The organism is Micrococcus sp. GPGPB33 (assembly GCF_037853785.1).
Taxonomy (GTDB): Bacteria; Actinomycetota; Actinomycetes; order Actinomycetales; family Micrococcaceae; genus Micrococcus; species Micrococcus luteus.
On sequence record NZ_JAQMWO010000002.1, the window covers coordinates 1,066,318 to 1,089,369 of the forward strand.

Here is a 23,052-nt window from a genome sequence, read left to right on the forward strand (position 1 = left end):
GAGGAACCTCCGATGCATCTGATCCCCCGCACGATCTGGGTCGTCGCCCGCGCCCGCCGCCGCCCGCGCGCCGGACTCTGGGAGCCGACGACGCTGCCGATGCGCGCCCTGCCCACGGACGTGGACATGGCCCTGCACGTCAACAACGGCCAGTACTTCGGGCTGTTCGACCTCGGCCGCTTCGACGCGATGGTCCGCACCGGCCTGTGGGACGAGATCCGCCGTCGCGGCTGGACGCCCGTGGTGCAGGCCGAGCAGATTGCGTTCCGCCGCTCGGTGACCCTGGGGCAGCGGTTCGACGTGGAGACGCGGATGATCGGCCTGGATGAGCGCGCAGTGTGGTTCGAGCAGCGCGTGGTGGTCGACGGCGACGTCGCGGTGCGCGCGTACATCTGCACGCGCCTGCGCAAGAAGGACGGCCGCCCCGTGGAGAACGACGAGGTCCGGGCGATCGCGGCGGCGGCCGGCCACGACCTCGCGGGGGAGCCGACGCTGCCGGAGTGGCTGCACGAGTGGCGGCGCAGCGTGGCCCTGCCGTCGGCCCGGACGCCCCTGCCCCACACGTGGGACCTCGACACAGTGCGGCGAGGATGAACGTTCGAGTGATATGGGGCACGATGGTCGGGTGAACAACAGACTCCTGATCGTCGCGACCCTCTCGCTGGCCGCGCTCGTCGTCGTGCTGGTGGCCGCCATCGGCGGCGGCGCGTGGTGGGTGCTGGCGGTGCTCCTGGTGGCGCTGCTCGTGCTCGCCGTGTGGGACATGACCCAGAAGCGGCACGCGATCCTCCGCAACTACCCCGTGCTCGGCCACATGCGGTATCTGCTGGAGTCGATCCGCCCCGAGATCCAGCAGTACTTCATCGAGCGCAACTTCGACGGCAAGCCGTTCGACCGGGACACCCGCTCGATCGTCTACGCCCGTGCGAAGGGCCTGGACAGCCACAAGGCGTTCGGCACCGAGCGGGACACCTCGGAGATCGGCTACGAGTTCCTGTTGCACTCCACCGCCCCGGTCAACCCGCCGGAGGAGCCCCCCACGGTGCGGATCGGCGGCCCGGACTGCCGCCGGCCCGTGGACATCTCGCTGATGAACATCTCGTCCATGTCCTTCGGCTCCCTCTCCGCCAACGCCGTGATCGCCATGAACAAGGGCGCCGGCCTGGGCGGGTTCATCCACGAGACCGGCGAGGGCGGCCTCACCAAGTACCACCGCGGCAACGGCGCGGACCTGTTCTGGGAGATCGGCTCCGGCTACTTCGGCTGCCGCAACGAGGACGGCACCTTCAGCCCGGAGAAGTTCGCCGAGAAGGCGCTGCTGCCCGAGGTCAAGGGCATCACCATCAAGATCTCCCAGGGCGCGAAGCCCGGCCTGGGCGGCATGCTGCCCAAGGAGAAGATCTCCCCCGAGATCGCCGAGGCCCGTGAGATCCCGATGGACAAGGACTGCCTGTCCCCGGCGTCCCACTCCGCGTTCCGCACCCCGCGCGAGATGGTCAGGTTCATCGAGCAGCTCCGTGAGCTCTCGGACGGCAAGCCGATCGGCATCAAGTTCTGCGTGGGCTCCCGCGTGGACGTGCTGGCCATGACCAAGGCCATCTGGGAGGAGCGGATCGCCCCCGACTTCATCATCGTGGACGGCTCCGAGGGCGGCACCGGCGCCGCCCCGCTCGAGTACTCGGACCGCGTGGGCACCCCGCTGACCGAGGGCCTCATGCTCGTGCACAACGCGCTCGTGGGCACCGGCCTGCGCCACATGATCAAGCTCGGCGCGGCCGGCAAGGTCGCCACCGGTTCGGACATCGTCAAGCGTCTGATCCAGGGCGCGGACTTCACCATGTCCGCCCGCGCGATGATGATGGCCACCGGGTGCATCCAGGCGCAGAAGTGCCACACGAACGAGTGCCCCGTGGGGGTGGCCACGCAGGACCCGCGTCTGATGCGCGCCCTCGACGTGGAGGACAAGGGCAACCGCGTCTTCAACTACCACCGCCTGACCGTGCGCGAGGCCGTGCAGATCATGGCGTCCATGGGCCTGACGCATCCGTCCCAGCTGAACACCCGCATGCTGCGCCGCCGCGTGGACCACCTGAGCACCCGCTCGTACGCGTCCATCTACCACTGGCTGCGCACGGACGAGCTGCTCAACGACCCGCCCGCCGGCTGGGCCATGGACTGGGAGGAGGCGGACGCGGACCACTTCGGCGAGCACGCCCGCGTGGACTACCTCACCGAGCGCGACCCCCAGTGGCGCTCCGAGCTGCTGATCCCGGGCCGCAAGGCGGCCGGCGCCCCCGTGCAGGGCTCCCCCATCTCCGGGACGGGCTCCACGCTCGTCGACGCCCGGCAGACCGAGTCCGTGCCGCTGACGACGTCGCCGATGCCGCGCGTCAGCTCGTTGGGTGAGGGTGAGTCGCTGTCCCCGCACGGCGGCCGTCGTCGGGCCCCGCAGGATCCGGCACCCGCCGCCACCGCCGGCGAGACGCCCACCGACGAGAACGAGGGCCTGCCGGCGGAGGCCGGCGAGCGGCCCGAGCGCCAGGACGGCGAGGAGGTCACCCAGCGGGGGACCACCGGCCGCGTCGAGGGCGAGCACCGCGGCGAGGGCCGCGTCGGCTGACCCACCCCCGCAGTCACCCCCGCTTTCGAGGCGGGAAATCCACCTCACACGACGCCCCCGGGCGCCCATGAGATAGATTTCCCGCCTCGTCGCGTGAGGGGTCGTAGCCTGGGGCCGTGACCCTGCCCGCCCCCGCCGCTCGCCGCCCCTCCGCGGCCCTGCTGTGGGTGCTGCTGGCGGCGATGGGCGCCGGGCCCCTGTTCAACTACGGCGTCTCCGCCTCCTCCACGGTCGTGATGGAGCGGCTCGACGTCACCTCGGGCCAGCTCGGCACCGTGATGACGGTCGTGTTCGCGGCGGCCGCCGTCACCTCGCTCGGCCTCGGCCGGGCCGCCGACCGCCTGTCCGCCCGCGCACAGCTGAGCATCATCTTCGGCGGCACCGCCGCGGCGCTCGTGCTCGGCGCCGTCGCCCCGTCCCTGCCCGTGCTGTACGCGGCGGCCGCCGTGGCGGGCGTCACGCAGGCCATCTCCAACCCCACCACGAACCGGATCATCCGGACCGTGGTGCCGCCGGAGAGGCGCATCGGGTGGGTCGGGGTGAAGCAGTCCGGCGTGCAGGCGGCCCAGCTGGTCGGCGGCCTGTTCTTCCCGGCCGCGTCCCTCGCCCTCGGCTGGACGGGCGCCGCGCTGGGGGCCGCGGTGCTCATCGGGGCGCTCTGGGTGCTCGCCCTGGTCGCCGCCCCGCCGCTGCCCGGGGCGCCGCCGCCGGCCACCGGCCCCGTCGGCGGGCGACGACGGCGGGACACCTCGCCCCTGCCGGCCACGGTCTGGTTCTTCGCGGCGATCGCGTTCCTCACCGGCCTGGGCATGCAGGCCACGAACACCTACCTGCCGCTTTTCGCGGTCGAGACGCTGGGAATGACGCTCGTGGCCGGCGGCGCCGCGGCGGCCGTGTCCGGGGTGGTGGGGGTGCTCTCCCGGATCGGGTGGAGCCGGCGGATGAGCTCCGGAGACCGGCCCACCACCCTGCTGGCCGTGATCTGCCTGGGTGCGGTGGCCGGCGTCGCGGTGTTCCTCGCCGCGGACCTGCTGGACCTGCCGGCCCTGCTGTGGGTGGGCGCCGCGGTGCACGGCCTGACGGTGCTGGGCGCCAACGTGGTGATCAACGCGGGCCTGTTGAGCGAGGTGCCGGCCGAGCGGCTGGGCCGTGCGACCGGGGCGAACTCGATGGGCATGTACGCCGGCTTCGCCCTGGGCCCGCTGCTGATGGGCCTGCTACGCGACGTCACGGGCGACTACCGGGCCGGCTTCGCGGTCGTCGCGGCCGGGTATCTGCTGGCCCTGGGCGTGGTGCTGCTGTTGCGTCGCCACGTGGGTCGGCGGGGCGCGGCCTGACGCGCAGGGCCAGGACGAGGCCCACCCCGGAGGACCGCGCCTCAGCGACATCACCGCAGTGCAGCCCTGCGGTGGTGTCGCAGCGCCGCGGTCGAACGGGCGTACGGCGGAGTGCGGCGCAGTGCGCGGCGGGGCGTGCGGAAGCGCACACGACGACGCCCCCGGTCCGTGCGGACCGGGGGCGTCGGAAGCCGTGCGTCAGGCGAAGATCAGAGCTTCGTCACGTTGGCGGCCTGGAGGCCCTTGGGGCCGTCCTGGGTCTCGAACTCGACGCGGTCGTTCTCCTGGAGCTCCTTGAAGCCCCCGCCCTGGATGGCGGAGAAGTGCACGAACACGTCCGCGGAGTTGTCCTCGGGGGCGATGAAGCCGTAGCCCTTCTCAGCGTTGAACCACTTGACAGTACCGACAGCCATGATGGTGTCCTTTCGATGTGCCCCCGCGGTGCGGTGGCGGTGTTGGACCGCGGCCCGGATGTGGGACGCGGGTGAAGCGGCGAGACTGAACCGCTTGCCCAACACTCATCGACGCCGGCGATGCCGGGCTGACGAGCAGTGAAGATGGCGGGATACAGCTTGATCAACTTCAGGCTCCATCATTGCACGGATCTCGCCGACCGGGAACCAGGGGCCCGATTGTTCACCTAGAGTTCGCTCAGAGCGCGCGCAGGCCGTGGAAGAGATTGCGGTGCAGGGCGGCCGGGGGAGCGGCGTCCGTGTGATCCGCGAAGGCCGTCACCTCCAGCAGCACCACCGTGTGGTCGCCCGCCGGGACCTCGGCGTGCACCCGCGTCTCGAGCCAGAGCGAGGAGCCCCCGATCAGCAGGGCGTCGTGCGGGCTGCGGTGCACGTCGAGACCGGCGAAGCGGTCGCCCTCGCGGGAGGCCAGCTGGCGGCACAGCGGCGTCTGGTCCGCCGCGAGCAGGGAGACGCCGATCGCCCCGGCCCGGCGCAGGCGCGGCCAGGTGCGGGAGCTGTTCTGCGCGGAGAAGGACACGAGGGCCGGCTCCCAGGAGATGCCCACGCCGAAGGAGGAGGAGACCATCACCTCGGGGACGCCGTCGGCGAGGCCTGCCAGCGCGACGACCCCGGTGGGGAAGGCCGAGAGGCCGGAGCGGAGGTTGCCGAGGGACAGGTCGGTGTCCCACGTGGCGGTGTGGGGTTCGTGGGTCAGGGTCATGGCGCGCGTCCTCTTCCGATGACTGGCGCGGCTCCGCAGAAGGCGGGAACGCGGATCGCCCGGATCCGCGGAGGCGCGGTACTTGCCCGTCGGGGTGTCCGAGGGGCCGAATCATCACCTGGAGCACCCCACTACTGCGTGAGAGGGTTGCCGTCCCGCCGGCCAGGGCCGTGAATGACGGGAACTCGTGATTCTGGGGTCAGCCTACGGAGGGGTCCGTGGGGTGGTCAAAGCGCGGCGGTCGCGCGGCGTCATCCGAGCTGCCCGATGTGATGCTTGACACACCGCGCATCGCCGGCCAGGATCAAGCCACTCGAGAGGGGGGAGCTCGAGACCGCGGCCTCCGGCCCCCGCAGACGGTTCTCTGAGAGGGATCAGATCATGCGGATGGACATCGAGAAGAACCGTGCGGCATTGTCGGCCGCCGTGGTCGTCGCGGCTCTCCTCGGTACCGCCATCTCGGGATGCTCCGCTTCCCCGGGCAGCGTCTCCTCCACCGCGAAGGCATCCACCGCTGCGGCGTCCTCCGTCACCGTGACGTCAGCGGCCCCCTCGGCAACCCGGTCGGCCTCCGCCACCGGTTCGTCCGCGTCGTCACCCGCCGGTGAAGAAGCACTCCCCGCCGCGCTGTTCGAGGAGGACGGGATGACGTTGGTCGAGTACACGCGCCGGCATCCGGATGCGGGCTATCTCGACCCGGAGAAGGAGTCCGTCCTGGAGGAGGCGGTCGGGACGGGCACACAGCAGATCACCGTGGACGCTCAACAGGGTGCGGTCCTTCGGGTCATCGTGCTGTGTCCTTCGGATGCCACCGGTGAGACGGAGATCCTGACCTCACGGGGTGGCGGGGGAACGAAGACCTGGATGGCCGGATCGGAGGCGCTGTGCGGCGGCTGGTCGGCGGCGACTCCCCCCGTGGATGAGGCGGGGCCGATGACGTTCACCGTCACGGTGGACAACGACAAGTCGTTCCGGATGGTGCTGACCGCACCCTCCGCATGAGGCCGCCATCACGACGGCGGATGACGGCGCGGGGAGGACGGAGACGCTCAGCGTCGGTCGCGGCCGCGCAGCGCGTCCAGCTGCCGGCGGTCCCGTTTGGTGGGCCGGCCCGCGCCCCGCTCGCGGTACGGCACCGCGAGCAGCTCACGCGGCATGGGCGGCGGGGAGTGGTCCACGTACTGCTGCCGGGCCACGGGGGCGCCCACCCGCTTGGCGATCAGCCCCGTGACCTCGAGGATCCGCTCACCTCCGTCCTGGCGCACCCGCACCCGGTTCCCGACGACGACGGGCGTCGCCGCCTTCACGGGCTCGCCGTCGATGCGCACGTGGCCTGCGCGCACGGCCGCCGTGGCCGCGGACCGGGTCTTGTACAGCCGCACGGCCCACAGCCACGCGTCGATGCGGACGCCGCTCACGCCCGCCCCCTCACGCGAAGCGGGCGCGGATCGCGGCGCCGTGCGCGGGCAGGCGCTCGTCCTCGGCCAGCACGCCGATCCCGTCCGCGACCTCCTTGAGCCCGGTCTCCGTGTAGCGGATGCGCTGCTGCAGGCGCAGGAACGTCACCGTGTTCAGACCGGAGGAGTGCCGGGCCGTCCCCGAGGTGGGGAGCACATGGTTGGACCCGGCCGAGTAGTCGCCCAGCGGCACGGGGGCGTGCGGGCCCACGAACACGGCGCCGGCGTTGCGGATGCGCCCCACGAGGTCCTCGGGGTCGCGCGTCTGGATCTCGAGGTGCTCGGTGGCGTAGCGGTCGGAGACCTCCACGGCCTGGTCCATGTCCCGCACCAGCAGCACGCCGGACTGGGGGCCGGTGAGGGCCTCGCGGATCTGGTCCTCGTGGAACGCCCCGGGCACCTGCGCCTCGATCGCCGCCAGCACGTCCCGGAGCAGGTCCTCGGAGTCCGTGATGAGCACGGAGGCGGCCAGCGGGTCGTGCTCGGACTGGCTGATCAGGTCCGCGGCCACCCAGTCGGCGCGGGCGGTGCCGTCCGCGATCACGGCGATCTCGCTCGGCCCGGCCTCGGCGTCCACGCCGATCACGCCCTGCAGGGCGCGCTTCGCGGCGGCCACGTACACGTTGCCGGGCCCCGTCACCAGGTCGACGGGCGCGCAGAGCCACCCGCCGTCGTCGTCCTGGATGCCGTGCGCCAGCATGGCGACGGCCTGGGCGCCGCCGGCCGCGTAGACCTCGTCCACGCCCAGCAGCGCGCACGCGGCGAGCACGGTGGGGTGGGGCAGGCCGCCGTGGTCCCGCTGCGGGGGCGAGGTCACCGCGAGGCTCCCCACGCCGGCCGCCTGCGCGGGCACCACGTTCATCACCACCGAGGAGGGGTACACGGCGCGGCCGCCGGGCACGTACAGGCCCACGCGGCCCACGGGGGTCCAGTGGTTCTCCACGACGGCGCCCTCGCCGAGCTCGACCGTGGAGTCCTGGGGGTGCTGGGCGTCGTGCACGAGCCGGGCCCGGCGGATCGACTCCTCCAGGGCGGCGCGCACCCGCGGGTCGAGCCCGGCCAGGGCGGCCTCGAGCGCCTCCGCGGGCACGCGCAGGGCCGGCGGACGGACACCGTCGAACCGCTCGGCCAGGTCCAACAGGGTCTGCTCGCCGCCGTGGCGGACCTGCTCGATGATCGGGGCGACCACCGGCACCACGGAGGACACGTCCACGTTCGCCCGCGGGATGATGCGGGACAGGTCCGCGGTGGCGGTGTCGAGCGGGCGCAGGTCGGTGACGGAGAGCACGGATTCCTCCAGGGGGGCGGCGGCGGGCCGGCGGGACGGGGCGCGACGACGGCCGGGCCCGGACCGCGCGGACGGTCAGGCTCCATTGTGCTCTTCTCCGGGGTGCGTCCGGGGGCGGGTGTCAGACTGTCGTCATGGTCTTCCCCGCGCTGCCCGCCCTCGCGACCCCGCCCCTGCTGACCGCCCTGGACCGCCTCCTGGCGGGCGAGACCGTGCCGTCCGGGGTGGAGGGGGACATCCAGGACGGGGCGGCCGCCACCACCCGGGCCTTCGGCGTGGAATGGGGGACGCTGCTGACCGTGCTGATGGCGTTCGCGATCGGCGCGGCGGTCGTGTACCTGGCCCTGCAGGTGGCACGCGTCGTGCTCGTGCGCCGCCCCGCGTTCCAGCACGGCGCCGCGCGGCTGAGCCTGCCGGCCGCCGTCGCCGCCGGCCTGCTGGCCTCCCGGATCTGGCTCGGGGTCATGGCCGAGGAGCAGACCTGGTACCGGCCGGCGTCGTTCCTGATGCTCATCGCCGTGGCCGCGGCGGGCGCGTGGGCCGCGTGGCGCCTGGTCGGCGTGATCGAGGCGGGGATCCTCGGCCGCTACCAGGAGACCCGCGTCGAGCACCGCCGCGAGCGACGCATCCGCACGCAGACCATCCTGATCCGGCGCATCCTCAACGCGGTGATCGTGGTGGTGGCCGTCGCCGTGGTCCTGCTGGGGGTGCCCGAGGTGCGCTCGCTCGGGGCCGGCCTGCTCGCCTCCGCCGGTGTGATCTCGGTGATCGCCGGCCTGGCCGTGCAGTCCACGCTGACCAACGTGTTCGCCGGCTTCCAGCTCGCCTTCACGGACGCGATCCGGGTGGGCGACGTGGTGGACATGGAGGGCGTGTTCGGCACCGTCGAGGAGATCACCCTGTCCAACGTGGTGCTCAAGCTCTGGGACGGCCGCCGCATGGTCTACCCGTCCTCGCACTTCACCACCCAGCCGTTCGAGAACTGGACGCGGGTGGGCGCCGAGGTCTCCGGCGTCGTGGAGCTGGACGTGGACTGGCGCGTGCCCATGGATGCGCTGCGCGCACGACTCACCCAGCTGCTCGAGTCCACGGACCTGTGGGACGGGCGCGAGCACGCGCTGCAGGTGACCGACGCGACCGGCGGCGTCGTGCGCATCCGCGCCGTGGTCTCCGCCCGCAACTCCGGCGACCTCTGGGACCTGCGCTGCCTCGTGCGCGAGGACCTCGTGGCCTTCCTGCGCCACGAGCACCCCGAGGGCATCGTGGTGCAGCGCATGGTGGACCGGCACCCCGCCCACGACGACGCGGCGCCCGCCTCCGAGGGCTCCGACGCGGCGGCCCGCGGTGGCGACCGGACGGGCGAGCCGGGCCCGGACGGCTCCGGGGTGGCGGCCCGCGAGCCGCGCCCGCGCACCGCGCCGCTGCCGCGCGTCGACGGCGCCGATCCGCGCCCGGACACCCTCACCACACCGCTGACCCGCGTGGGCGACCACTCCGGCCTGTACACCGGCTCGATGACGGCGGTGCAGCGCAACCGCGAACTCGCCGGCCCGGGCGAGGAGGCGTTCGCCGAGCGGCGCGCGCAGCAGGCCAAGCAGGCGGCGGAGGCCGCGGCGGCGGACGAGGCCGGGCGGCGCAGCGGCACCGGCTCCCAGGCGGCCGGCCCCCTCGACGACGCCGTCACGCGCCGCCGTCAGGACGACGAGGACTGAGGCCCGGCGGGAGCGCTCAGCGCTCGAGCGTCGGGTCCCCGGGATCGACGGGCGTGAGCCGACGCCGCTCGGCCATCGGCTCGGACGCGGGCAGGCCGTGGGTGCCCGGGTCCGTCTCGGCGACGTGGCTCACGGCCTCGGGCGTGTGGTCCCCGTACTGCCGGTACTCCTTCACGCACAGCACCGGCTGATCGATCTCCTGCAGCAGCTCGTCCGAGACCGATCCCATGACGAACCTGCCGAAGCCGCCGCGGCGGCGCACGCCGATGACCACGATGGACGGGTCCAGCTCCGCGGCCACGTCCTTCATCTCCTCCACCGTGGACCGGCCACGCGCGTACTGACGGAACTCGGCCGTCACGCCGGATGCGTCCAACCGGGCCTGCACGCCGCGCTGCTGCTCCTCCGTGACGAGGGACTTGGTGCGGTGCTCGCCGCCGGGGCCCGCATTGACCACCACCACGTGCTCGCCGGTGGAGCGGGCGATGTCCAGGGCAGTGTCCAGAGCGGCGTCCGCGGCCTTCGAGGGGGCGTAGCCGACGAGGATGGTCATGGGGTGCCTCCGCGGGGTCGAGGGGACGGGTCTGAGGTCAGCGTAGTGCGGACCGGGCCCGCGGCGGAGGGGCTCAGCCCTCGCGCAGGTGGCGCAGGTGCGCGGCCACCGTCTGGACGGCCACGCGGGCCACGGTGCCGGTGAGGCCGGGGTAGATGCGCGGGGCCAGGTCCTCGGGTGTGATCGTCGCCGCCTCGGTCTCGGGCAGCGCGGCCAGGGCGGCGCGGATCTGCTCCAGGCGGCCCTCGCGGTGGTGCCGGTAGTCGCGGGCGACGACGTCCAGCGGCTCCGGCACGGGCCCGTGCGCAGGCAGCACCGTGAGCGGGCCCGCCGCCTCGAGGCGGCGCAGGCTGGCCAGGTAGTCGGTGAGGGTGCCGTCCGGGTGGTCGAGCATGGTGGTGCCCGAGCCGAGGATGGTGTCGCCCGTGATGACCGCGCCGTGCGCGCCCGCGTCCGGGACGGCGAACGAGTAGGAGTCCGAGGTGTGGCCCGGGGTGTGCCACGCCAGCACCGGGGTGCCGGCGACGTCGATCCGTTCGTCCGGCGTCAGGACGGCGGCCCCGCCGCGGCACCAGTCCGGGTCCGCGGCGCGCACGGGGGCGCCCGTGGCCGCGTGGAACGCGTCCACCCCGCCGGTGTGGTCGGCGTGCCGGTGCGTCACCAGGATGAGCGCGATCCGGCGCCCCTCGGCCGCCGCACGGACGCGCTCGAGGTGGGCGGCGACGTCGTCCTCCGGGCCCGGGTCCACCACGACGGCCGCATCCGAGTCCGGTGCGGCGACCACGTACGTGTTGGTGCCCGCGAGGGTCATCGGGGAGGGGTTCTGGGCGGTCACGCAGCGCACCAGCGGGGCGGGCGTGGGGCCGGGTGTGGCGGTGGTCGTCGTCATAGGCTCGAGTGTATGGAGAACCAGCAGACCGGCCAGGCCGCGGACCGCGGCACCATCGACACGCGCGAGGGACTCACGGGCAACTACGTGCAGTCCGGGGCGGAGTTCACGCGGGACACGAACTACATCGCGGACCGGATCGTGGCGGACCCGGAGGCCGTGCGGGCCCTGCCCGTGGCCGAGCCGTCCACGGTCGGCCGCGTGGGCGGCGGGCTCACCGAGGGGGCCGAGGCGTGGCCCGTCGAGGCGGGCCGCTACCGGCTCGTGGCGGCGCGGGCGTGCCCGTGGGCGAACCGGACGATCATCGTGCGGCGCCTGCTCGGCCTGGAGGACGCGATCTCGCTGGGCACCCCGGGGCCGACCCACGACGAGCGCTCCTGGACCTTCGACCTCGACGAGGGCGGGAAGGACCCCGTGCTCGGCACCGAGCGGATCCAGGAGAACTACTTCACGCGGTTCCCCGACTACCCGCGGGGCATCACGGTGCCGGCGATCGTGGACGTGCCGACGGGCGGCGTCGTGACCAACGACTACCCGCAGATCACCCTCGACCTCTCGACGGAGTGGACCGCGTTCCACCGCGACGGCGCCCCGCAGCTGATCCCCGACGCCGGGCCGGAGCGGGACGAGATGTTCGAGGTGATCGAGCGCGTGTTCACCGAGGTGAACAACGGCGTGTACCGGTGTGGCTTCGCGGGCTCGCAGGAGGCGTACGACGCTGCGTACGAGCGGCTGTGGACCGCGATGGACTGGCTCGAGGAGCGCCTGACGACGCGCCGCTTCCTGATGGGGGAGCGGATCACCGAGGCCGACGTGCGGCTGTTCACCACGCTGGTGCGGTTCGACCCCGTGTACCACGGGCACTTCAAGTGCAACCGGAACAGGTTGACCGAGATGCCGGCGCTGTGGGGCTACGCGCGCGACCTGTTCCAGACCCCGGGCTTCGGCGACACGATCGACTTCGCGCAGATCAAGGAGCACTACTACGTGGTGCACGAGGACATCAACCCGACGGGCATCGTGTCCGCGGGCCCGGAGCTGGCGAGCTGGCTGAGCGAGCACGGGCGTGAGGCGTTCGGCGGGGACCCGTGGGGTGGCGGCACCGCGCCCGGGCCCGTGCGCGAGGGCGAGCGCGTGGACCCGGAGCACACGCCGCTGCGGTGAGGCCGCTCGGCCCGGTCCGCAACGCGGGTTGAGTTGTCGCGGGTCCCGGGCTGGGACACCCGCGACAACTCAACCCGCGTTGGCATGCGGTGCGGGTGGGCGCCAGGGAGGCGCGCCGGGGATTGTTGAACAATCATCCCTCATGCCTCAAGATTGTGTGACCGGCACCTCAGCCGGGCCCGATCCGAGAGGACTGCACTGTGTCTCACGCGCCGCAGATCGACCTGAACTCCGACGTCGGCGAGTCCTTCGGCTCGTGGACGATGGGGGACGACGCCGCCATCATGCCCTCCGTCTCCTCTGCCAACGTCGCGTGCGGCTTCCACGCGGGCGATCCCTCGGGGATCGCCCAGACCTGCCGTGACGCGGTCGCCGCCGGCGTCACGATCGGCGCGCACGTCGGCTACCGCGACCTCGCCGGATTCGGCCGCCGCTTCCTGGACTGCACGCCCACCGAGCTGGCCGATGACGTCCTCTACCAGATCGGCGCCCTCGACGCGCTCGCCCGCGCGGCCGGCGGCCAGGTCCGCTACGTGAAGCCGCACGGCGCCCTCTACAACACGATCGTCCGTCACGAGGCGCACGCCCAGGCCGTCGTCGACGGCGTCAAGGCGTTCGGCTCCGACCTCCCGTTGCTGCTCCTGCCCGGCTCCGTCGCCCTGGACAAGGCGGCCGCCGCGGGGTTGCGCGGCGTCGCCGAGGCCTTCGCGGACCGCGGCTACAACCCGGACGGCACGCTCGTCTCCCGCCGCGAGCCCGGCGCGGTCCTCCACGACGAGGACGACGTCGCCGCCCGCATGGTGCGCCTGGCAACCGAGGGCGTCGTCGCGGCGGTGGACGGCACGGACGTGCGCGTCGACGCCGAGAGCATCTGCCTGCACGGCGACACGCCCGGCGCCGTGGCCATGGCCGCGGCCGTGCGCCGCGCGCTCGAGGGCGCGGGCGTGGCCATCAAGGCCTTCGCATGAGCGCCCCACATCACCCCGCCGCCGAGCCGCCGGCCCGCCCGATCCGCTGGGTCGGCACCCAGGGCTTCCTCGTCGAGTGCGCCTCGCTCGAGGACGTCATGGCCGTCCACGCCCACCTCACGGCCCACCCGGAGCGCGGCCAGCGCCAGGTCATGGCCGCCGCCGCGACCGTCCTGGTGACCTTCACCTCGCAGGCCGCCGCCGAGCACGCCGCACCGCGGGTCAGCACTCTCACCCCCGACGCCGGTGAGCTGACGGGGGGCCGCGTCGTCGAGATCCCCGTGGTCTACGACGGTGAGGACCTCGCCGAGGTCGGCCGGCTCACCGGGCTCGGCGTCGACGGCGTCATCCGGGCCCATAGCGAGGCCGACTGGTTCGCCGCGTTCGGCGGCTTCGCGCCGGGGTTCATGTACTGCGCCTCCGAGGCGGCCCCGTTCGAGGCGCCCCGCCGCAGCTCGCCCCGCACGGCCGTCCCCGCGGGCGCCGTCGCCGTCGCCGGGGCCTTCTCTGCCGTCTACCCGCGCACCTCGCCCGGCGGCTGGCAGCTGCTGGGGCACACCACCGCGGCCCTGTGGGACCTCGGCCGCGAGCAGCCCGCCCTGCTGCAGCCCGGCGACCGTGTCCGCTACGTCCCCGTGCGCCCGACGGCGTCCGTCACCTCCGGCACGGACGCGGCGGTCGACGCCACCCCGCCCGCCGACGCCGCGGCCGGCCTCCCGTCCGTGGCCGGCCGCCGCGGCGTCACCGTCGTGGACCCGGGGCTCCTGACCCTGGTCCAGGACCTGGGCCGCCCGGGCCTGGGCGACCTCGGCGTCGTCGTGTCCGGCGCGGCCGATCGGGACGCGGCGCGCCAGGCGAACCGGCTCGTGGGCAACCGCTCACGCGAGGCGGTGCTGGAGACCGCCCTGGGCGGCCTCACCCTCACCGCGCACGGCCACCAGGTGATGGCCCTGGCCGGCGCCGAGGCCGGCGGGACGATCACCGCGGCCGACGGCGCCACGCGCCGGGTGCCCGCCCGCACGCCGTTCGTCGTGCTGGACGGCCAGACGCTGACGGTGGACGAGCCGGTCGGCGGCCTGCGCGTGTACGTGGGCCTCCGGGGCGGGATCGACGTGCCGCCCGTGCTCGGCAGCCGCTCGACCGACACCCTGTCCGGGCTCGGCCCCGCCCCGCTGACGGCGGGGGACCGCCTCGCCCGCCGCGTCGGCCCGGATGCGAGGGGCGCCGCCGGCGCCTCCGCCGCGAGCCCGACCGCCGCCGGCGCCCCCGCCTCGGCGGAGGCCGGCGTCGCGACGGTGGGGGACCCGGAGACCTCGCTGCGCCCCATGCCCGCGCCCGGCCAGGTGGCCGTGCTGCGCGTGGTCCCCGGCCCCCGCGACGACTGGTTCGGCGAGGCGGGCCTGGAGCGCCTGTTCACGCAGGACTGGGACGTGAGCCAGCAGACCGACCGGATCGGGGTGCGCCTCACGGCCCCCGACGACGGCGCGCCGCTCGAGCGCGTGCGGGAGGGCGAGCTGAAGTCCGAGGGCGCCGTGCGCGGCGCGCTGCAGGTGCCGCCCTCGGGTGAGCCCGTCCTGTTCCTCTCCGACCATCCGGTCACCGGCGGCTACCCGGTGATCGGCGTCGTGGCCCGCGCGGACCTCAGCCTGGCGGCCCAGCTGCCGCCGGGCGCCCGCGTCCGCTTCGTCCCCCATCCCCGCCCCGGCGCCGAGACCGTCGTCGACTCCGCATCGCCCTCCGAGGAGACCCCCGCATGACCACCACCCCCGCCGCCCGCCCCGTCACGCGGGTGCTCATCGCCAACCGCGGCGAGATCGCCGTGCGCGTGGCCCGCGCCGCCCGCGACCACGGCATCGCCTCGATCGCCGTCTACTCGGATCCGGACGCCGACGCCCTGCACGTGGCCGTCGCGGACGAGGCCTTCCACCTGCCGGGCGCGTCCTCGGCGGACACCTACCTGAAGATCGACGCGGTCCTCGACGTCGCCCGCCGCGCCGGCGCCGACGCCGTGCACCCGGGCTACGGCTTCCTCTCCGAGAACGCCGACTTCGCGCAGGCCGTGATCGACGCCGGGATGACCTGGATCGGCCCGTCGCCGGACGCCATCCGCGCCCTCGGCGACAAGATCACCGCCCGCTCCCTCGCCCAGCAGGCGGGCGCCCCGCTCGTGCCGGGTTCGGACGGCCCCGTGCCGGACGCCGCCGCCGCGCGCGCGTTCGCCGAGGAGCACGGCCTGCCGATCGCCATCAAGGCGGCCTTCGGCGGCGGCGGCCGCGGCATCCGCGTGGTGCGCGAGCTCGGCGACGTCGAGGACGCGTTCGAGGCGACCGTCCGCGAGGCCGTCGCCGCGTTCGGCCGCGGCGAGTGCTTCGTGGAGCGCTTCCTGGACCGCCCCCGCCACGTGGAGGCCCAGGTCCTCGCCGACGAGCACGGCCACGTGGCCGTGCTCGGCACCCGCGACTGCTCCCTGCAGCGCCGCAACCAGAAGCTCGTGGAGGAGGCCCCGGCGCCGTTCCTCACGGACGAGCAGCGCGAGCGCATCCACACCTCCGCCCGCGAGATCTGCCGCGCCGCCGGGTACACCGGGGCCGGCACGGTCGAGTACCTCGTGGCCCCGGACGGCCTCATCAGCTTCCTGGAGGTGAACACCCGCCTGCAGGTGGAGCATCCGGTCACCGAGGAGGTCTTCGGCGTGGACCTGGTGCGCGAGCAGTTCCGCGTCGCCGCCGGCGAGCCGCTGAGCATCCCCGAGGACCCGACGCCGCGCGGCCACGCCCTCGAGTTCCGCCTCAACGCTGAGGACCCGGCGTACGGCTTCCTGCCCGTGCCCGGCCCGATCGACGCGTTCGAGGCCCCCACCGGCCCCGGGGTCCGCATGGACTCGGGCGTCCGCACCGGCTCCGTGGTGCCGGGCGAGTACGACTCCCTGCTCGCCAAGCTCATCGTGTGGGGCGAGGACCGCGCCCAGGCCATCGCCCGCGCCCGCGACGCCCTGGCCGAGCTGCGCATCGACGGCGTGCCCACCGTGGTGCCGTTCCACCGCGCCGTGCTCGAGCAGGACGCCTTCACCTCGGGGGACCGCCTCGGCGTCTACACCACGTGGATCGAGTCCGAGTTCGCCGAGCCGCTGGCCGAGTCCCCCTACCTGGGCGCCGAGGTGCCTGCGGGCGGCCGGACTGCCGTCACCGTCGAGCTGGACGGCCGCGCCGTGCGACTGGGCCTGCCCGCCGATCTCTACGCGGCCCTCCTCGGAGGCGGCGGCGCGGGTGCCGCGGCCCCGGCCGGCGCTGCCGGCGCCGGGAAGCCCGACGACGACGGCACCGTGGCCTCGCCGGTCACCGGCACCCTGGCCTCGTGGAAGGTCGAGGACGGCGCCGAGGTGGCCGAGGGTGACACGGTCGCGATCGTCGAGGCGATGAAGATGGAGACGCCGATCCGTGCCCCGCGTGCGGGCCGGATCCAGCTCCTCGTGGCCGAGACCCCGGCCTCGGTGACGCGCGGCCAGGCGATCGCCCGGCTGGGGGCGTGAGGGTGCCGGCGCGCGGCGGTGTCACCGGGGAAGGCATCGTGCCCGGCGCCGGCGGCGGGGAGTCCGCCCCGGCCCCGGCTCCCGTGGCCGCGGCCGCGCAGCTGCGGCAGCGGATCGCGGCGGCCGGACTCGTGCCGGGGGAGCGGCTGGGAGAGGTGGCGCTGGCCGCCGAGCTCCAGGTCAGCCGCAACAGCCTGCGCGAGGCGTTCACCATGCTGGCCTCGGAGGGCCTCGTGGAGCGACGGCCGCACCGCGGGGTGTTCGTGGCGGCGCCGGGTCCGGAGGACGTGCGCGGGCTGTACCGCACGCGTCGGGTGATCCAGCTCGGCGCCCTCGAGCACGGAGAGCTCACCCCCGGCGCGGCGCGCCACCTGCGCTGTGCCCAGGACCTGCTCTCGGGCGGCCCGGACACCCCCGCGCGGGTCCTGGGCGACGCCAACCATCGCGTCCACGTCGGTATCGTGGACCTGGCAGGCGCCCCCGAGCTCACGCGGCTCATGGCGTCGGTGCAGGCCCGCGTGCGCCTGGCGTTCCACCCCATGGACGAGCAGACGCGCCTGCACGTGCAGTTCGCGGACCGCAACCGGTGGATCGTGGAGCGGCTGCTGGCCGGCGACCTCCCCGCGGTGCACGCCATGTTCGGCGACTACCTGGACGAGGCGGAGCAGTTCGTCCTGGCGCACCTCGCCGCCGTGGGGGACTGACCGCCTGCCCGGGCCCTGACGGTCACGGGACCTGGAACATCCGGTCCGGCAGGTCCGTGATGAGCATGTGCCCGGGCGCGTGCGTGATGGCCAGCGGCGGGCGGGACTCCATGATCGCCGCCTGCGGCGTCACCCCGCACGCCCAGAACACGGGCAGGTGGCCCTGCGGGACCTCGACGGCGTCGCCGAAGTCCGGTGCCGACAGGTCCGTGATCCCGAGGCCGGCCGGGTCGCCCACGTGCACGGGCGCGCCGTGCACCGCGGGGTAGCGGGAGGTGATGCGCACGGCGTCGGCCACACGGTCGGCGGGGATGGGGCGCATCGAGACCACGAGCGGGCCCGAGAGGCGGCCCGCCGAGGCGCAGCGCCGCGTGGTGCGGTACATCGGCACGTTCACACCGGCGTCCTGGTGGGCCATCCGGATGCCCTCGGCCACCAGGGCGGACTCGAAGGTGAACGAGCAGCCGATCACGAACGTCACGAGGTCGTCCCGCCACACGTCGAGCAGATCCGTGGGGCGGTCCGTCTCGACGCCGTCGCGGTACACCACGTACTGCGGCACGTCCGTGCGGACGTCGCCGTCCAGCGCGGGGCCGTTGACCTCGCCGGCCTCGAACACGCCGAGCAGCGGCAGGGCCTGGGGGTTGCGCTGGGCGAAGAGCAGGACGTCGTAGGCGTGGTCCTGCGGGATCGAGACGAGGTTCGCCTGCGCGTAGCCGTCGGCGATCCCCGAGGTCGGCCGCACGAGCCCCGCGCGGAACCGCTCGCGGGCCTGCGCGGGGGTCGTGGCGCCGTCCAGCGGCGGCAGCGGCGTCGTCGTGGTCATCTCAGGCACCGGTGATCATCTCGACCATGGGGATGAACCCGCGCACCGCGATGAACACGGAGACGATCCACGCGAGCGCGCCGATCACGAGCAGCCACCCGGGGTAGCGGTAGCCGTGCAGCAGGTCGCGGCGGCGCCAGGCCACGTACAGGAGGGCGGCGAAGCCGACCGGCAGGATCATGCCGTTGAACGCGCCGGCGAACACGAGCAGCGTCTGCGGGGCCTGGCGCAGCGCCAGGTAGAGGGCGGTGCAGACCACGATGAAGGCGACCGTCAGCAGGTTGCGGGTGCGGGCGCTGGTGGTGGAGCGGGTGACGAAGCTGATCGAGGTGTACGACGCGCCGATCACGGAGGTGACGGCGGCGGCCCACAGGACGATGCCGAACATGCGCAGGCCGATGTCGCCGGCGGCGGCCTGGAAGGCGGAGGCGGCCAGGTTGTCCTTGGACAGCACCGCCCCCGAGGCGACGACGCCGAGGATCGCCAGGAACAGGAGGGCGCGCATCAGGCCGGTCACGAGGATCGAGGCCACGGAGCTGCGGGTGATGTCCTGGACGTCGTCCACGCCCTTCACTCCGGAGTCGATCATGCGGTGGGCACCCGCGTAGGTGATGTAGCCGCCGATGGTGCCGCCCACGAGGGTGACGATCACGAAGAAGTCGACCTCCTCCGGCATCACGGACTGGCGCAGGGCCTCGCCCACGGGCGGGGCGGAGGTGATGGCCACGTACAGCATCAGCAGGATCATGACGGCGCCGAGCGCCACCACGATCCGGTCCAGGGCCACGCCGGCGCGCTTGGAGAGGAAGATCAGCAGCGCGATGAGCGCGGAGACGCCGCCACCGATCAGGGGGTCGACGCCGAGCATGGCGTTCGCGCCGAGGCCGGTGCCGGCGATGTTGCCGATGTTGAAGACCATGCCGCCGAGGAACACGAGCGCGGCGAGGACCCAGCCGAGGCCGGGCAGGACGCGGTTCGCCAGCTCCTGGGCGCGCATGCCGGAGACGCCGATGACGCGCCACACGTTCATCTGGACGGCGATGTCGATGAGGATCGAGACCAGGATGGCGAACGCGAACGCGGCGCCCATCCGGACGGTGAACGTGGCGGTCTGCGTGATGAAGCCGGGGCCGATGGCCGAGGTGGCCATGAGGAACATGGCGCCGAGCAGTGCGGTGCGCCGGGTGGCGCTCGCGGCACGGGAGTCCGTCTTCGGTGCGGTGCCCGAGGGGGTCGCGCCGTCCGGCCCGGCGTGGGGGATGTCTGCGTGGGACACGGTGGTCACCTTCGTCGAGGGCGCCGGGCGAGGTGACGGGCGTCACGAGGCGCTGGGGGAGACGGTAGCTGTTGTTGAACAATCCTGGCAACAGCGAGACCGGGTGTCGTGGCGTCCCCGTCCGAAGGAACGCCTCACCTGTCTGGCGCGCCCCGCCCGGCGCCGCGAGCATGGAGACATGTCGCACACGTCTGAACAGTCCTCGCCCCTGGCAGATCAGCTCCCGCCGGGCGGTCCCGACGAGCCGCACGCCACCGGCGGCGTGCATGCCCGCCTCAACTGGCTCCGCGCGGGCGTGCTCGGTGCCAACGACGGCATCGTGTCCGTCGCGGCCACCGTCGTCGGTGTCGCCGGTGCGACGACGGCGTTCACCCCGATCCTGCTGGCCGGCGCCGCGGCCGTGGTCGGCGGCGCCTTCTCCATGGCGCTGGGCGAGTACGTGTCCGTCTCCTCGTCCTCCGACTCGCAGAAGTCGCTGATCGCCAAGGAGCGCCGTGAGCTCGAGGAGGATCCCGAGGGTGAGCTGGAGGAGCTCGTGCAGCTCTACGAGGCGGACGGCCTGAGCCGGGCCACGGCCGAGGCCGCCGCGCGGGAGCTCACCGAGAAGGATGCGCTCGCCGCGCATCTGCGCATGGAGCTGGGCATGGCGGAGGAGGACGTCGTCAGCCCGTGGGCCGCCGCCGGGGCGTCCTTCCTTGCGTTCCTCGTGGGCGCGCTGCTGCCCTTCCTGACGGTCGTCCTGGCGCCGGTGGGCCTCCGCGTCCCGTTCACGTTCGCCGTCACCCTCGTGGCCCTCGCCGTCACCGGCTGGGTCGGGGCCCGGCTCGGCGACGCGCCCGCGCTGCGGGCGGCCGTGCGCGTCGTCCTCGGCGGCGCCCTGGCGCTCGGCCTGACCTTCGCGGTGGGCTCGCTGCTGGGGGCGTCGGTCGCCTGATCCACGCCGGAGGGGTGGGCCGGCCCAGCGCCCGTGGCCGCGCCGTGGCGCGCGCGGAGCGGCCCCGGGGGCCGAGGACCGTGCGCATACCACAGGCGCCCCCCGTCGAGTTGAAGCGACGCCCACGGTTCGCGTAAGGTGGGACGGCGCACGCCGCGTTGTTCTCGTCGTTCCATCGGTCAGGTGACCGGGCGGACGGCGGGTCGGAAAAGCAACGCGCTCCCGCAGACCGGATCCCGGGACGTCCTCAGGGCGGACCGGGGCTCACCGTCCACACCAGCGATCCCATAAGGAACTTCGGTTGGCTCTCACCCAGCCTGGTCCCCCTTTTCGAGAAGTCGCAGTAAGAGTGCGGTGTCCACACCCGGGGCGGGGCTCACAACAGGTGTCCGCGGACAGGTCCGCGGCTCGCCGCCATGCGGGTTCCGCCCGTCCTTTTACTACTACTTGCCACGAGGAGTGATCATGGCAGCTCACTGCCAGGTAACCGGGGCTGGGCCGGGATTCGGCCACAGCATCTCCCACTCGCACCGTCGCACCAAGCGCCGGTTCGACCCGAACATCCAGAAGAAGACCTACTGGGTCCCCTCCCTGCGCCGCAACGTCACGCTGACGCTGTCCGCCAAGGGCATCAAGACCATCGACGTGCGCGGGATCGACGCCGTCGTGGCGGACCTGATCGCGAAGGGAGTGAAGCTCTGACATGGCCAAGGACAAGGACGTTCGTCCGATCATCAAGCTGAAGTCCACCGCCGGGACCGGGTTCACCTACGTGACCCGCAAGAACCGCCGGAACAACCCGGACCGCATCACCCTGAAGAAGTACGACCCGGTGGTCCGCAAGCACGTCGACTTCCGAGAGGAGCGCTGAGATGGCCAAGAAGTCCAAGATCGCCAAGAACGAGCAGCGCAAGGCCATCGTCGCCCGCTACGCCGAGAAGCGTCTCGAGCTGCGCAAGACCCTCGTGGACCCGAACGCCTCGGACGAGGCCCGCGAGGCCGCTCGCCTGGGCCTGCAGAAGCTGCCCCGCGACGCCTCCCCGGTGCGCGTGCGCAACCGCGACGCCATCGACGGCCGTCCGCGCGGCACCTTCCAGCGCTTCGGCATCTCCCGCGTGCGCTTCCGCGACATGGCGCACCGTGGCGAGCTGCCCGGCGTGACCAAGTCCTCCTGGTGACCCGCGGCCCGGTCTCCGGGCGTTAGGCACCACCACGACGGCGGCGCCCCTCCTTGAGAGGGGCGCCGCCGTCGTCGTGCATCGGGGGCGAAGGCCGTCAGGGTCACAGGAAATCGCGGATTCTCGCCGTTCGGGGGGCGAATCGCCGGCCCGGAGGTGGTACGTTCACAACTGGCAGCCCGGTCCGAACGGTCCGGGAACCGTAACCGACGTCCCATAGGGAGGACCCATGGCCATGAACCGCAAGGAACTCGTCGCCGCCGTCGCAGAGCGCTCCGGCAACACCCAGGCCGCTGTCAGCGACGTGCTGGACGCCCTTTTCGAGGTGTTCACCGCTCAGGTCAAGAAGGGCGAGAAGGTCTCGATCCCGGGCTGGCTGGCCGTGGAACGCACCGAGCGCAAGGAGCGCACCGGTCGCAACCCGCGCACCGGTGAGGAGATCACCATCCCGGCCGGTCACTCCGTGAAGGTGACCGCCGGCTCCAAGCTCAAGGCCGCCGCCTCCGAGTGATCCCGGTCGCGACGCGGGTCCCCGGACCCGCGTCGGACACCGCAGGACGGGCGCCCCACCCTCGGGTGGGGCGCCCGTCGTCGTGTCCGGCCGCGTAGGATGGGCGGACGATCGTCCGGCCGACGTGGACCGGGGCCGTCAGGAGAGGAGTCGTGGCATGCGCAGCGCCGTCGCCGCCGCTCCGTGGGCCCCGTCCGGCCTCGAGGACGCCCCTCCGCGCGTCGTGCGTGGGCCGGCCCGTCTGGCCCGGGGCTGGGCCGGGGCCCTGGCGATGACCGCCCTGGCCGCGCTGTTCCACACCGCCGCCGAGCCCGGCCACGGGTTCCCCGAGGTCGGCGTGGTCGCCTTCGCGGCCGTCCTCGCCGCCCCGCTCTGCACCGCCCTGGCGGGCCGCGCCCTCTCGCTGTGGCGCACCGCCGCCGCCGTCGCGATCGCCCAGGGGCTGTTCCACGTGCTCTACGGGCTCGCCGCCGGCGGCCACGCCGTGGCGCCTGCCGCCGGCGTCGACCCCGCCCACCTCGGCCACGCCCGTCCCGGCGCCGGGGCCCTCCTGGCACCGGGGGAGGCCCTGTCCGGCGCCCCCGCCGGCCACCTGACCGACCTGCGCATGCTCGCGGCCCACGTGATCGCCGCGGTCCTCACCGTGCTGGTGCTGCGGCGCGGTGAGGCCCTCGTGCTCACCATCGCCGAACGCGTGGTGGCCGTCGTCTGCCCGCCGCCGGCAGCGCACGGCCCCCTGCCGACGCCGGCCCGCCTCCGTGTCCCCGTCCCGCCGGTGCTCCGGCCGGTGACGTCCCTCGCCCTCCTCAGCTCTCCGGGGCGGCGCGGCCCGCCGTTCGCCCTCGCGGCCTGAGGACGCCGGCTCCGTCCGCGTCTCGAGCCCCGACCGCGCCCGACGACCCTTCGGAACGGTCCGCCCGCGACTCCCGT

At 73.8% G+C, this 23,052-nt stretch carries 24 protein-coding genes and 1 riboswitch; of the genes, 16 read left to right on the forward strand and 8 right to left on the reverse strand.

Annotated elements, in window-relative coordinates:
* Nucleotides 1-12: 12 nt before the first annotated feature.
* From POD19_RS05115 to POD19_RS05125, 3 genes are all read left to right on the forward strand, one after another.
* On the forward strand, nucleotides 13-594 hold the full coding sequence (locus POD19_RS05115) for an acyl-CoA thioesterase (RefSeq protein ID WP_036316171.1): 582 nt from the start codon (nucleotides 13-15) through the stop codon (nucleotides 592-594).
* 13 nt (nucleotides 595-607) lie between these two features.
* Nucleotides 608-2,620: an FMN-binding glutamate synthase family protein gene (locus tag POD19_RS05120; RefSeq protein ID WP_070709275.1), complete on the forward strand. Its 2,013-nt coding sequence runs from the start codon at nucleotides 608-610 to the stop codon at nucleotides 2,618-2,620.
* Between the two features lie 116 nt (nucleotides 2,621-2,736).
* The gene (locus POD19_RS05125; RefSeq protein WP_041102662.1) at nucleotides 2,737-3,957 is read left to right on the forward strand and encodes an MFS transporter; all 1,221 of its coding nucleotides are present in this window, start codon (nucleotides 2,737-2,739) and stop codon (nucleotides 3,955-3,957) included.
* A 209-nt stretch (nucleotides 3,958-4,166) separates the two neighbouring features.
* Here POD19_RS05125 and POD19_RS05130 read toward each other — a convergent pair whose 3' ends face one another.
* Both POD19_RS05130 and POD19_RS05135 read right to left on the reverse strand, forming a co-directional pair.
* Complete coding sequence (locus POD19_RS05130) at nucleotides 4,167-4,370, reverse strand: cold-shock protein (protein WP_020628179.1); 204 nt, start codon at nucleotides 4,368-4,370, stop codon at nucleotides 4,167-4,169.
* A 238-nt stretch (nucleotides 4,371-4,608) separates the two neighbouring features.
* Nucleotides 4,609-5,133, reverse strand: a complete 525-nt coding sequence (locus POD19_RS05135; protein WP_020628180.1) for a flavin reductase family protein — start codon at nucleotides 5,131-5,133, stop codon at nucleotides 4,609-4,611.
* Between the two features lie 73 nt (nucleotides 5,134-5,206).
* Nucleotides 5,207-5,326: riboswitch (SAM riboswitch) on the reverse strand.
* 194 nt (nucleotides 5,327-5,520) lie between these two features.
* Between POD19_RS05135 and POD19_RS05140 the strand changes: the two genes are divergently transcribed.
* Nucleotides 5,521-6,135, forward strand: a complete 615-nt coding sequence (locus tag POD19_RS05140) for a hypothetical protein (RefSeq protein ID WP_340309356.1) — start codon at nucleotides 5,521-5,523, stop codon at nucleotides 6,133-6,135.
* Nucleotides 6,136-6,182: 47 nt separating this feature from the next.
* On the opposite strand, the gene POD19_RS05145 is transcribed toward POD19_RS05140, so the two are convergent.
* Both POD19_RS05145 and hisD read right to left on the reverse strand, forming a co-directional pair.
* Nucleotides 6,183-6,551 (reverse strand): RNA-binding S4 domain-containing protein, encoded by a 369-nt coding sequence (locus tag POD19_RS05145; protein ID WP_095354083.1) that lies wholly within the window; start codon nucleotides 6,549-6,551, stop codon nucleotides 6,183-6,185.
* Between the two features lie 10 nt (nucleotides 6,552-6,561).
* Nucleotides 6,562-7,878, reverse strand: coding sequence for a histidinol dehydrogenase (gene hisD, locus POD19_RS05150; RefSeq protein ID WP_144818532.1), 1,317 nt, complete (start codon nucleotides 7,876-7,878; stop codon nucleotides 6,562-6,564).
* Between the two features lie 134 nt (nucleotides 7,879-8,012).
* Between hisD and POD19_RS05155 the strand changes: the two genes are divergently transcribed.
* Complete coding sequence (locus POD19_RS05155) at nucleotides 8,013-9,590, forward strand: mechanosensitive ion channel family protein (protein WP_236601300.1); 1,578 nt, start codon at nucleotides 8,013-8,015, stop codon at nucleotides 9,588-9,590.
* Nucleotides 9,591-9,606: 16 nt separating this feature from the next.
* Here the strand turns inward: POD19_RS05155 and POD19_RS05160 are convergent, their stop codons facing one another.
* Both POD19_RS05160 and POD19_RS05165 read right to left on the reverse strand, forming a co-directional pair.
* Entirely contained in the window at nucleotides 9,607-10,143 is a 537-nt protein-coding gene (locus POD19_RS05160; RefSeq protein ID WP_020628186.1) for a universal stress protein, read from the reverse strand.
* A gap of 73 nt (nucleotides 10,144-10,216) precedes the next feature.
* Nucleotides 10,217-11,032, reverse strand: coding sequence for an MBL fold metallo-hydrolase (locus POD19_RS05165; RefSeq protein ID WP_101967503.1), 816 nt, complete (start codon nucleotides 11,030-11,032; stop codon nucleotides 10,217-10,219).
* Nucleotides 11,033-11,044: 12 nt separating this feature from the next.
* On the opposite strand from POD19_RS05165, the gene POD19_RS05170 reads away from it, so the two are divergent.
* The 5 genes from POD19_RS05170 to POD19_RS05190 all read left to right on the forward strand — a co-directional run bounded on the left by POD19_RS05170 (nucleotide 11,045) and on the right by POD19_RS05190 (nucleotide 17,397).
* Nucleotides 11,045-12,196, forward strand: a complete 1,152-nt coding sequence (locus POD19_RS05170; RefSeq protein ID WP_101967504.1) for a glutathione S-transferase family protein — start codon at nucleotides 11,045-11,047, stop codon at nucleotides 12,194-12,196.
* Between the two features lie 200 nt (nucleotides 12,197-12,396).
* Nucleotides 12,397-13,164, forward strand: a complete 768-nt coding sequence (locus tag POD19_RS05175) for a LamB/YcsF family protein (RefSeq protein WP_036338774.1) — start codon at nucleotides 12,397-12,399, stop codon at nucleotides 13,162-13,164.
* Nucleotides 13,161-14,921, forward strand: coding sequence for a 5-oxoprolinase subunit B/C family protein (locus POD19_RS05180; RefSeq protein ID WP_101967506.1), 1,761 nt, complete (start codon nucleotides 13,161-13,163; stop codon nucleotides 14,919-14,921). Before POD19_RS05175 ends, POD19_RS05180 begins: the two co-directional genes overlap by 4 nt.
* Nucleotides 14,918-16,693 (forward strand): acetyl/propionyl/methylcrotonyl-CoA carboxylase subunit alpha, encoded by a 1,776-nt coding sequence (locus POD19_RS05185; RefSeq protein WP_101967507.1) that lies wholly within the window; start codon nucleotides 14,918-14,920, stop codon nucleotides 16,691-16,693. Before POD19_RS05180 ends, POD19_RS05185 begins: the two co-directional genes overlap by 4 nt.
* 38 nt (nucleotides 16,694-16,731) lie before the next feature.
* A complete protein-coding gene (locus POD19_RS05190; RefSeq protein ID WP_233490686.1) occupies nucleotides 16,732-17,397 on the forward strand; it encodes a GntR family transcriptional regulator in 666 nt (221 codons plus the stop codon).
* Nucleotides 17,398-17,419: 22 nt separating this feature from the next.
* On the opposite strand, the gene POD19_RS05195 is transcribed toward POD19_RS05190, so the two are convergent.
* Nucleotides 17,420-18,232, reverse strand: coding sequence for a putative hydro-lyase (locus POD19_RS05195; protein ID WP_070709385.1), 813 nt, complete (start codon nucleotides 18,230-18,232; stop codon nucleotides 17,420-17,422).
* Entirely contained in the window at nucleotides 18,225-19,508 is a 1,284-nt protein-coding gene (locus POD19_RS05200) for an NRAMP family divalent metal transporter (protein ID WP_070709387.1), read from the reverse strand. The genes POD19_RS05195 and POD19_RS05200 overlap by 8 nt, the downstream gene beginning before the upstream one ends.
* Before the next feature lie 169 nt (nucleotides 19,509-19,677).
* Here POD19_RS05200 and POD19_RS05205 point away from each other — a divergent pair, with 169 nt between their 5' ends.
* The 6 genes from POD19_RS05205 (at nucleotide 19,678) to POD19_RS05230 (ending at nucleotide 22,975) form a co-directional block, all read left to right on the forward strand.
* Nucleotides 19,678-20,433, forward strand: coding sequence for a VIT1/CCC1 transporter family protein (locus POD19_RS05205; RefSeq protein WP_095353969.1), 756 nt, complete (start codon nucleotides 19,678-19,680; stop codon nucleotides 20,431-20,433).
* 465 nt (nucleotides 20,434-20,898) lie between these two features.
* Nucleotides 20,899-21,135, forward strand: coding sequence for a 50S ribosomal protein L28 (gene rpmB / locus POD19_RS05210; RefSeq protein WP_002858335.1), 237 nt, complete (start codon nucleotides 20,899-20,901; stop codon nucleotides 21,133-21,135).
* A 1-nt stretch (nucleotide 21,136) separates the two neighbouring features.
* A complete protein-coding gene (rpmG, locus tag POD19_RS05215) occupies nucleotides 21,137-21,304 on the forward strand; it encodes a 50S ribosomal protein L33 (RefSeq protein WP_002858336.1) in 168 nt (55 codons plus the stop codon).
* Nucleotide 21,305: 1 nt separating this feature from the next.
* Entirely contained in the window at nucleotides 21,306-21,611 is a 306-nt protein-coding gene (gene rpsN / locus POD19_RS05220; RefSeq protein WP_002858338.1) for a 30S ribosomal protein S14, read from the forward strand.
* A gap of 229 nt (nucleotides 21,612-21,840) precedes the next feature.
* Entirely contained in the window at nucleotides 21,841-22,122 is a 282-nt protein-coding gene (locus POD19_RS05225; protein WP_002858339.1) for an HU family DNA-binding protein, read from the forward strand.
* A gap of 157 nt (nucleotides 22,123-22,279) precedes the next feature.
* A complete protein-coding gene (locus tag POD19_RS05230; protein WP_036316817.1) occupies nucleotides 22,280-22,975 on the forward strand; it encodes a hypothetical protein in 696 nt (231 codons plus the stop codon).
* Nucleotides 22,976-23,052 lie beyond the last annotated feature (77 nt).